This window comes from Streptomyces sp. SID5910, assembly GCF_009862125.1.
Taxonomy (GTDB): domain Bacteria; phylum Actinomycetota; class Actinomycetes; order Streptomycetales; family Streptomycetaceae; genus Streptomyces.
The window spans coordinates 1-8,767 of the sequence record NZ_WWHX01001005.1 but is presented as its reverse complement, the minus strand read 5'-3'; the positions used below and the strand labels follow the sequence as shown (position 1 = coordinate 8,767).

General features: G+C 70.3%; 11 protein-coding genes. 3 read left to right on the top strand and 8 right to left on the bottom strand.

Going from position 1 to position 8,767, the window contains the following annotated elements; genetic code table 11:
* From GTW67_RS35760 to GTW67_RS35725, 8 genes are all read right to left on the bottom strand, one after another.
* On the bottom strand, nucleotides 1-462 hold a 462-nt coding region (locus tag GTW67_RS35760), incomplete at its 3' end, for a solute carrier family 23 protein (protein WP_346010824.1).
* A 235-nt stretch (nucleotides 463-697) separates the two neighbouring features.
* Entirely contained in the window at nucleotides 698-2,086 is a 1,389-nt protein-coding gene (locus GTW67_RS35755) for an 8-oxoguanine deaminase (RefSeq protein WP_161166471.1), read from the bottom strand.
* A 68-nt stretch (nucleotides 2,087-2,154) separates the two neighbouring features.
* Nucleotides 2,155-3,567 carry a nucleobase:cation symporter-2 family protein gene (locus GTW67_RS35750; RefSeq protein ID WP_161168871.1) on the bottom strand — a complete coding sequence of 471 codons (1,413 nt, stop codon included), beginning with the start codon at nucleotides 3,565-3,567 and terminating at the stop codon, nucleotides 2,155-2,157.
* 65 nt (nucleotides 3,568-3,632) lie between these two features.
* Complete coding sequence (pucL, locus tag GTW67_RS35745; RefSeq protein WP_161168870.1) at nucleotides 3,633-4,568, bottom strand: factor-independent urate hydroxylase; 936 nt, start codon at nucleotides 4,566-4,568, stop codon at nucleotides 3,633-3,635.
* Nucleotides 4,569-4,575: 7 nt separating this feature from the next.
* Complete coding sequence (uraH, locus tag GTW67_RS35740) at nucleotides 4,576-4,977, bottom strand: hydroxyisourate hydrolase (RefSeq protein WP_161168869.1); 402 nt, start codon at nucleotides 4,975-4,977, stop codon at nucleotides 4,576-4,578.
* A gap of 48 nt (nucleotides 4,978-5,025) precedes the next feature.
* Nucleotides 5,026-5,532 (bottom strand): 2-oxo-4-hydroxy-4-carboxy-5-ureidoimidazoline decarboxylase, encoded by a 507-nt coding sequence (gene uraD / locus GTW67_RS35735; RefSeq protein WP_161168868.1) that lies wholly within the window; start codon nucleotides 5,530-5,532, stop codon nucleotides 5,026-5,028.
* A 149-nt stretch (nucleotides 5,533-5,681) separates the two neighbouring features.
* On the bottom strand, nucleotides 5,682-6,050 hold the full coding sequence (locus GTW67_RS35730; RefSeq protein WP_161168867.1) for a helix-turn-helix domain-containing protein: 369 nt from the start codon (nucleotides 6,048-6,050) through the stop codon (nucleotides 5,682-5,684).
* Nucleotides 6,047-6,298, bottom strand: coding sequence for a YkoF family thiamine-binding protein (locus tag GTW67_RS35725; RefSeq protein ID WP_161168866.1), 252 nt, complete (start codon nucleotides 6,296-6,298; stop codon nucleotides 6,047-6,049). The genes GTW67_RS35730 and GTW67_RS35725 overlap by 4 nt, the downstream gene beginning before the upstream one ends.
* Before the next feature lie 141 nt (nucleotides 6,299-6,439).
* Here GTW67_RS35725 and GTW67_RS35720 point away from each other — a divergent pair, with 141 nt between their 5' ends.
* The 3 genes from GTW67_RS35720 to GTW67_RS35710 form a co-directional block, all read left to right on the top strand.
* Nucleotides 6,440-7,279, top strand: a complete 840-nt coding sequence (locus tag GTW67_RS35720; RefSeq protein WP_161168865.1) for a TIM barrel protein — start codon at nucleotides 6,440-6,442, stop codon at nucleotides 7,277-7,279.
* Nucleotides 7,280-7,313: 34 nt separating this feature from the next.
* Nucleotides 7,314-8,204 carry a 2-hydroxy-3-oxopropionate reductase gene (locus GTW67_RS35715; RefSeq protein WP_161168864.1) on the top strand — a complete coding sequence of 297 codons (891 nt, stop codon included), beginning with the start codon at nucleotides 7,314-7,316 and terminating at the stop codon, nucleotides 8,202-8,204.
* 177 nt (nucleotides 8,205-8,381) lie between these two features.
* Nucleotides 8,382-8,767 (top strand): catalase (locus tag GTW67_RS35710; protein ID WP_161168863.1); only part of this gene is annotated, 386 nt, incomplete at its 3' end.

Sequence of the window (8,767 nt, the reverse complement as noted above, 5' to 3'; positions counted from 1 at the left end):
TAAGGCGACGGGCAGCAGGGATATGCCGATCAGGGTGATCACGGTGCCGGTGACGACCGGCGGGAAGAAGCGGATCGCCTTGCAGAAGACGGGTGCGGCCAGGAAGCCGAGCAGGCCGGCGACGATGACCGCGCCGAAGATGATCGGCAGGGCGTCGGACTTGTCGTCGGTCGAGGCGACGATCGCGGTCATGGGAGCGACACCGGCGAAGGTGACGCCGTTGACGAAGGGGAGACGGGCTCCGATCTTCCAGAACCCGAGGGTCTGGAGGAAGGTGGCGAGGCCCGCGGTGAACAGGCAGGCGCCGGTGAGGAAGGTGAGCTCGGTGGCGCTCAGGCCGATGGCCGCGCCCACGATCAGGGGCGGGGCCACGACTCCGGCGTACATCGCGGCCACATGTTGCAGGCCGGTCGTCGCCATCTTGAGCGGCGGGAGTTTCTCGTCAACAGGGTGGTCGGCCACGGCGGCGTTCCTCCGGTCGGTTACACGTCGGCGTCGACGTATCTGTCAGGGAGGTGGTGCAGTTGGTCGTGCGGGACCGGGACGGACCGTTCCGGTTGCGTGAAACGGTGACCGCTCCGGGGGCGTGTGCATGGGCACACGCCCCGGAGACGGCCGCCATGGACCCCGCTCGGGTCCACGGCTACCGGCCGGGAGCCGTCCCTCCCAGCCGGAGAACTTGGGTTTTCGGTCGTGCTCAGCCCTGCGCGGCGATCCGCGCCAGTCGCTGTGCCTCGCTCCGCGTGGAGCGGGCGATGGCGTCCTCGTCGACGGTGAGCAGCCTGCCGTCCTCGACGATCCGGCGGCCGTTCACGAACGAGGCCGTGACCGGGGCGGCGGCGCCGAAGACCAGGGCGGTCACCGGGTCGGCGATGGAGGAGTGGGCGAGCGTGTCCATCCGCCACAGCACCAGGTCGGCGAGCTTGCCCGCCTCCAGGGAGCCGGTCTCGGCCGCGCGGCCGAGGACCTGCGCGCCGCCGTGGGTGCCCAGCCGCAGCGCCTTGCGGGCGTTCAGCGCGGCCTCGCGGTGGGCGCCGAGACGGTTGACGAGGAGGGCGTTGCGCAGTTCGGTGTGGAGTTCGCCCGACTCGTTGGAGGCGGTGCCGTCGACGCCGAGGCCGACCGGGACGCCGGCGGCGAGCATGTCGGGGACGCGGGCGATGCCGGCGGCGAGGCGCGCGTTGGAGGACGGGCAGTGCGCGACGCCGGTGCCCGTGCGGGCGAAGGCGGCGATGTCGGAGTCGTTCATGTGGACGCAGTGCGCCATCCACACGTCCTCGCCGAGCCAGCCCGTGGACTCGAAGTAGTCGGTCGGGCCCATGCCGAACAGCTCGTGGCAGAACTTCTCCTCCTCCACGGTCTCCGAACCGTGGGTGTGCAGCCGCACCCCGAGGCGCCTGGCCAACTCGGCGCCCTGGCGCATCAGTTCGGTGGAGACGGAGAAGGGCGAGCAGGGTGCGACGGCGACCTGGGTCATCGCGTCGAAGGAGGCGTCGTGGTGCTCGCGGACGGTGGCCTCGGTGGCGGCGAGCGCGTCGTCCAGGCTCTCCACGGCGAAGTCCGGCGGCAGCCCGCCGTCCGACTCGCCGCGGTCCATGGAGCCGCGGGCGAGGGTGAAGCGGACGCCCGTCTCGCGGGCGGCGCGGATGATCGCGCCGGACAGGTCGCCGGAGCCCCGCGGGAAGACGTAGTGGTGGTCCATGGCGGTGGTGACGCCGCCGCGGGCCATCATCGCGAGCGAGCCCTGGGCCGCCGCGTACGCCATCGGCTCGTCGATGCGCGCCCAGGTCGGGTACAGCGCGACCAGCCAGTTGAACAGGTTGTGGTCGGTGGCCAGGCCCCGGGTGATCCACTGGTAGAAGTGGTGGTGGGTGTTGACCAGGCCGGGGGTGGCCAGGTGACCGGTCGCGTCGATCCGGCCGGTCACGTTCTGAAGGCCCTCGGGTGCCCGTCCCGCGCCGACGGACTCGATCCGGTTGCCCGCGATCACCACGTGACCGGAGGCGTACTCGGTGTCGCCCGCGTCCACGGTGGCGATCGCACAGTTCTCGATGACCGTGCGCTCGGCTGCCGATGATGCTGCCATGCTGCTTCCTTGTCTTCGGTGCGGCCCGTGGGCGGTATGGGTACCCACGAGGGGGGCACGGCAGGACCCTAGGAGGATTTGAGTGCCGGAACCGTGCTGCCGCTCCGGGTGCCGAGATGGTGGAAGAACAGGTTGAGGGCGACCGCGACGATCGCGCCGGCGCTGATGCCGGAGCCGAGCACGGTCTGCGCCCAGGCCGGGAAGTCGGCGTAGAAGGTCGGTGCGGCCAGCGGGATGATGCCCGCGCCGAGCGCCACCGCGACCAGGATGATGTTGGAGCTGTCGTCCAGTCCGGCCTCGGACAGCGTGCGGATGCCGCTGACGGCGATGGAGCCGAAGAGGACGATGCCCGCGCCGCCGAGGACCGGCATGGGGACCAGGGAGACGACCGCGCCGAGGACCGGGAAGGCACCGAGGACGAGCAGGGTCGCGCCGGCGACGGCGACGACGTAGCGGCTGCGGACCCGGGTCAGGGAGACGACGCCGACGTTCTGCGCGAAGGCCGAGGTGGGGAAGCCGCCGAAGACGGGGCCGAGCAGGGTGGCGAGGCCGTCGGTGCGCAGGCCGCGGGTGATGACCTTGGCGTCGGCGCGGCGGTCGCAGATCTCGCCGAGGGCGAGCATGCCGGCGCTGGACTCGGTCATCAGGACCAGCATCACGATGCACAGCGACAGGATGGCCGCGGGCTGGAACTCGGGGGCGCCGAAGGCGAAGGGGGTGGGCAGCGCGGCGACCGGTGCGGTCCTCAGGGCGCTGAAGTCGGCCATGCCGAAGGGGATGGCGACCAGGGTGCCGATCAACAGGCCGAAGAGCAGGGCCACTTGCTTGAAGAAGCCTTTGCCGAAGCGCTGCATCACGAGGATGACGCCGAGGGTGAACGCGGCGAGCGCGAGGTTGCGCATCGAGCCGAAGTCCGCGGCGGTCTTGTCGCCGCCCTGGGCCCAGCCGACCGGGACCGGCATCAGCGTGACGCCGATGAGGGTGATGACCACGCCGGTGACCAGCGGCGGGAAGAATCTGAGCAGCCGTCCGAAGAAGGGGCCGACGGCGAGGCAGAAGACGCCCGCGACCATCACCGCGCCGTAGATCGCGGGGAGTTGGTCGCCCTTGGAGTTGGTCTCGGCGATGGCGAGGATGGGCGCGATGCCGGCCGAGGAGGCGGCGTTGACGAAGGGCAGCCGGTTGCCGACGAAGCCCTTGACGCCGAGGGTCTGAAGGAGGGTCGCGACGCCCGCGATGAGCAGCGAGGCGGCGATGAGCCGGGTGCGGGACTCCAGGTCGAGTCCGCAGGCCTGGCCGATGATGAGCGGAGGAGTGACAACGCCCGCGTACATGGCGGCGATGTGCTGGAGCGCGGCGGGGACGAGCCGCGAGGGGTGGAGCTTCTCGTCCACCGGGTGCACGGACGTGACGGCGTCCTCGATGTGCACCGGCGGGGTGGAACAGGAGCCTTTCGCCGGCTCCGTTGCAGGCTGTGCCATGGTGTTCCCTCCGGTGTGGCGCGCCACCGGCCCCAGGTGGCCGGGCCGGTGGCGCGCGTCCCGCGTCAGAGGTTGGTCATGTCGACCGGGATGAGTTGCTCGGCGCCGTCGCGCAGGATGGTGGCCTCGATCAGGCCGTAGGGGCGGTCGGCGGCGTAGTACACGGCGCCGTCCTTGGCCTCGTTGTCGATCCCGAAGGGCGACAGGTCCGAGCGGAAGTGGTGCTTGTTCGGCATGGAGAAGCGGATCTCGTCGACCTCGTCGCGGCTGTTCAGCACCCGCACACCCATCTCGAAGAGGGTCTGCTGGAGCGAGTACGAGTAGGTCTCGGCGAACGCCTGGAGCGCGTGCTTGCGCACCCCGTTGTACGAGCGGTCCCAGTCCGGGGCGTGCGAGTCGACGCCGTCCCAGTTGTGCCGCCACCAGGTGGAGACGGTGGTGGCGAGGATCCGGTCGTAGTCCTCCTTGAGGGTGGTGTACTTGTCCTTCAGGTAGCCCCAGAACTCGGAGTTGGTCGTGTTCAGGACGGTCAGGTCCTTGAACCCGGAGAGCACCTGGATGCCGTGGCCGTCGTAGGTGATCTCCGCGACGCGGGTCTCCTGGCCCTTGCGGACGAAGGAGTGCGCGATCTCCTCGGAGCCGACGAAGCGGGCGCCGCCCTTGGAGGTCTCGATCCGCTCCCAGCCGTACTCCTCGACGCGGATGCGGGCCCGGGCGATGGAGTCGGTGTTGTCCACGAAGTGGCGGGCGAGCTTGACGCCGAAGTCCTCGGCGCTCTCGATCCCGTGCTCCTTGGCGAAGGCGTACACCGTGTTCTTGGTGGTGTCGGTGGGCAGGACGTTCGCGTTGGAACCGCTGCGGTGGACCTCCTCCATGTCGCCGGAGAGGGCGACGGAGACGTTCAGGTCCTTGATGTGGTGCGTGTCGCCGTCACGCGTGATCTTTACGACGCGGTTCTCTGCCTTGCCGTACTGGTTCTGTCCCAGGACGAAACGGGTCATGTGTCGGTCAGCTCCCTCGGTAAACGGAGTAGCCGAACGGGTTGAGCAGCAGCGGAACGTGGTAGTGCTCGCCGGGCACCACCGCGAAGGTGATGGTGACCTCGGGGAAGAACACGGGCCGGCCGTTCTCGCTGTCCCGGAGCGCGGGGGCGTCCTGCTGGGCCGCGGCTTGTTTCTTGGCGAAGTACGTCTCGGTCTCAAAGTCGAGCCGTACGTGTGTGGTGCCCTCCGGCAGTGCCGGCAGGTCCTTGCACCGCCCGTCCGCGTCGGTCGCGGATCCGCCGAGCGTCTGCCAGTCCGCCTCGGGTCCGCCGCGGGCGGAGAGGTGGATGGCGACGCCCTCGGCGGGGCGGCCGACGCTGGTGTCCAGGATGTGCGTGGACACGGAAGCGGTGGTATCGGTGCTCATGCGAAGTCCTCTTGCGGTGTGCAGCGACGTCGGTCGGCTTGCGGCGGGTCAGGCGGCGTCGAGCAGCCGGGCCAGCCGGATACGGTTGATCTTCCCCAGTTCGGTGCGGACGATCTCCCGTTCCTGCTCGGGCGAGTTGCCGATCCGCTCCTTGACCGCGTCCCGCATCTGCTCGCCGGTCCGGCCGGTGGCGCAGATGAGGAACACGTGGCCGAACTTCTCCTGGTAGGCCAGGTTGAGTTCGAGCATCTCCGCCTTGAGGTCCTCGGAGGCCCCGGCCATGCCCGCCTGCTCGCGGGAGGAGGTGGGGTCGCCGGGCTTGGGGCGGCCGATCGGCGGGTGCCCGGCCATCGCCTCCGCCAGGTCCGCCGCGGTCAGCTCGGCCATGGCGGCGTCGGACGCGGCATAGAGGTCCTCGGGGGTGGTGAAGGGGCGGGCGCTGATCAGTTGCCGGGCCCACGCCGTGGCGGCACACGCCTCGTGGAGTTCCGCGAGTGCCGCGGTCTCCTCGAGGGCGTTGAAACGGGCCAGGCCCGACGCGGAAGTGGACGTCACGGGAGCCTCCGTGGCCTTGTGCTGAACGGGCGTGCCGATAGCTAACGCCTTTGGAAACAACGCGTCAACACTTTGTTGAAAATTCGGGGTAACAAAAGCCGCCGCCCGGTGACCGGACGGCGGCGCGTGCTGTGCGGCTCCTGTGCAGGTCAGGCGCCCTTCTCACGATTGAGGTAGTTGTACACGGTGAAGCGGCTGACGCCCAGCGCGCCCGCGACGGTCTCCACGCCGTGCCGCACGGAGAAGGCGCCGCGCGCCTCCAGGGTACGCACGACCTCCTGCTTGGTCCTGCGGTCGAGTTCGGCCAGCGGCCTGCCCTGCCGGCGCTCCATGGCGGCGAGGATGTGGTCCAGGGAGTCGGCGAGCTGGGGCAGGCGCACGGCGACGACGTCGGCGCCCTCCCAGGTGAGCACGACGTCGTCCTGGCCCGCCTCGTCCGGCGGCAGCATCTCGCCGCCGATGGCGTCGACCAGGGGCTTCACGGCCGCGATGAAGGGCTCCTCGCCGGGGCCGGTCACCGCTCGCCCTCCTCGACCACGTTGACCTGGAGGGAGATCCGGGTGGCGCCGGCCTCCAGGGAGCGGCGCAGCAGCGCGTCCACGGCGGTGAGCACCGTGTCGGCGCCGCCCTCGGCGGTGTTGCCGAACGGGCCGACGTCGACCTCGTCCAGCTCCGCGGCCTCGACGACCTCCCGGGCGACCACCGCGTGGGCGGGCGCCTCGTCGAGGTCGAAGGGTTCGGTCGTGAACTCCACTCTCAATCGCACCCGGTCAACCTAACGCGGGGTGACCGTTTTCCGCCGCCCCCTCTTGACAAGCTGCGCCCGACTTCGGCAATCTTCCATTACGCAGAAACGAACTTCCGTAATGCGGAACAACGAACGAAACGGAAGGGAGCGCGGCACCCGATGGGCTTCGCAGATCAGCGCTTCAACGTCAACCTGTCGATCCTCTTCACGGAACTCCCGCTCCTGGAGCGCCCCGCGGCCGCCGCCGCGGCCGGCTTCACCGCGGTCGAGCTGTGGTGGCCCTGGATCGACTCCCCCACCCCCGAGCAGTCCGAGCTCGACGCCCTGAAGAAGGCGATCGAGGACGCGGGCGTCCAGCTCACCGGGCTGAACTTCTACGCCGGACAGCTGCCGGGCCCCGACCGCGGCGCCCTGTCCGTGCCGGGCGAGGAGTCGGACCGGTTCCGCGCCAACATCGACGTGGCCGCCGACTTCGCCAAGTCGCTGGGCTGCACGGCGCTCAACGCCCTGTACGGCAACCGCGTCGAGGGCGTGGACCCGGCCGAGCAGGACCGGCTCGCCCTGGAGAACCTGGTCCTGGCCGCCCGCGCGGCCGACCGGATCGGCGCGGTCCTGCTGATCGAGGCGCTGAACAAGCCCGAGTCGCCGCTGTACCCGCTGGTGTCGGCGCCGGCCGCGATCGAGGTCGTCGACAAGGTCAACGAGGCCACCGGACTCGGCAACGCCAAGTTCCTCATGGACCTCTACCACCTGTCCATGAACGGCGAGGACCTCCCGCAGGTGATCGACGCGTACACCGCGAAGACCGGTCACGTGCAGATCGCCGACAACCCCGGCCGCGGCGCCCCGGGCACGGGCTCGCTCCCCCTTGAGGAGCTGCTGGACCAGCTGGCGAAGGCCGGCTACCAGGGCTGGGTCGGCCTGGAGTACAAGCCCGGCGACCGCCCGAGCGCGGAGGCCTTCGACTGGCTGCCCCGCGAAGCCCGCGCCGCCCGCTGACACCCCTGAATCTTTTTTTCGAGAGGCACCCATCATGAGCAACCTCCCCAAGATCGCGTGGATCGGCCTCGGCATCATGGGCTCCCCCATGTCCGAGAACCTGATCAAGGCGGGTTACCAGGTCACGGGCTTCACGCTGGAGCAGGACAAGCTGGACCGCCTCGCCGCCGCCGGCGGCACCGCGGCCGGCTCGATCGCCGAGGCCGTGCGCGACGCCGACGTCGTCGTCACCATGGTGCCCGCGTCGCCGCAGGTCGAGGCCATCGCCTACGGCCCCGACGGCATCCTGGAGAACGCGAAGTCCGGCGCGCTGCTGGTCGACATGTCCTCGATCACCCCGCAGACCTCCGTGGACCTCGCGAAGGCCGCCAAGGACAAGGGCATCCGCGTCCTGGACGCCCCCGTCTCCGGTGGCGAGGCCGGCGCGATCGAGGCCGTCCTGTCCATCATGGTCGGCGGTGAGCAGGCCGACTTCGACGAGGCCAAGCCGATCCTGGAGGCCCTCGGCAAGACCATCGTGCTGTGCGGTCCGCACGGCTCGGGCCAGACCGTGAAGGCCGCCAACCAGCTCATCGTCGCCGTGAACATCCAGGCGTGCGCCGAGGCCGTGGTCTTCCTGGAGAAGTCGGGCGTGGACCTGAAGGCCGCCCTCGACGTCCTCAACGGCGGCCTGGCCGGCTCGACCGTGCTGACGCGGAAGAAGGACAACTTCCTGGCCCGCGACTTCAAGCCGGGCTTCCGCATCGACCTGCACCACAAGGACATGGGCATCGTCACCGACGCCGCCCGCAACGTGGGTGCCGCGCTGCCGGTCGGCGCCGTGGTGGCCCAGCTGGTCGCGTCGCTGCGCGCCCAGGGCGACGGCGGCCTGGACCACTCGGCCCTGCTGCGGGCCGTGGAGCGCCTCTCCGGCGCCCAGGTCTGACGCACCCCGCCCCGAGACCTCCGGGTGGCGCCGCCGCTGACACCTGTCCTGTCGCGCCCGAGCGGCGGCGCCGCCCGGAACCCACTTCAACAAACTGTTGACGTGCTCGGCACCCCAAACTTAGGCTCCACGAAGCGGAAACAGTTTTCCGCTGACCCCTCGCACGGAAGGTCCCCGATGTCGCAGCGCGTGCTCACGACAGAGTCCGGCGCCCCGGTCGCCGACAACCAGAACTCCGCCTCCGCCGGCATCGGCGGCCCGCTCCTGATCCAGGACCAGCACCTGCTGGAGAAGCTCGCGCGCTTCAACCGCGAGCGCATCCCGGAGCGCGTGGTGCACGCCCGCGGTTCCGGCGCCTACGGCCACTTCGAGGTGACCGACGACGTCACCGGCTTCACGCACGCCGACTTCCTGAGCACGGTCGGCAAGCGCACCGAGGTCTTCCTGCGCTTCTCCACCGTGGCCGACTCGCTGGGCGGCGCGGACGCGGTCCGCGACCCGCGCGGCTTCGCGGTGAAGTTCTACACCGAGGAGGGCAACTACGACCTCGTCGGCAACAACAC

Bases quoted from the DNA above. Each gene is read 5' to 3' on its own strand.
- GTW67_RS35755 (WP_161166471.1), bottom strand. From the start codon at position 2,086: ATGGCAGCATCATCGGCAGCCGAGCGCACGGTCATCGAGAACTGTGCG.
- GTW67_RS35750 (WP_161168871.1), bottom strand. From the start codon at position 3,567: ATGGCACAGCCTGCAACGGAGCCGGCGAAAGGCTCCTGTTCCACCCCG.
- pucL (WP_161168870.1), bottom strand. From the start codon at position 4,568: ATGACCCGTTTCGTCCTGGGACAGAACCAGTACGGCAAGGCAGAGAAC.
- uraH (WP_161168869.1), bottom strand. From the start codon at position 4,977: ATGAGCACCGATACCACCGCTTCCGTGTCCACGCACATCCTGGACACC.
- GTW67_RS35720 (WP_161168865.1), top strand. From the start codon at position 6,440: ATGGGCTTCGCAGATCAGCGCTTCAACGTCAACCTGTCGATCCTCTTC.
- GTW67_RS35715 (WP_161168864.1), top strand. From the start codon at position 7,314: ATGAGCAACCTCCCCAAGATCGCGTGGATCGGCCTCGGCATCATGGGC.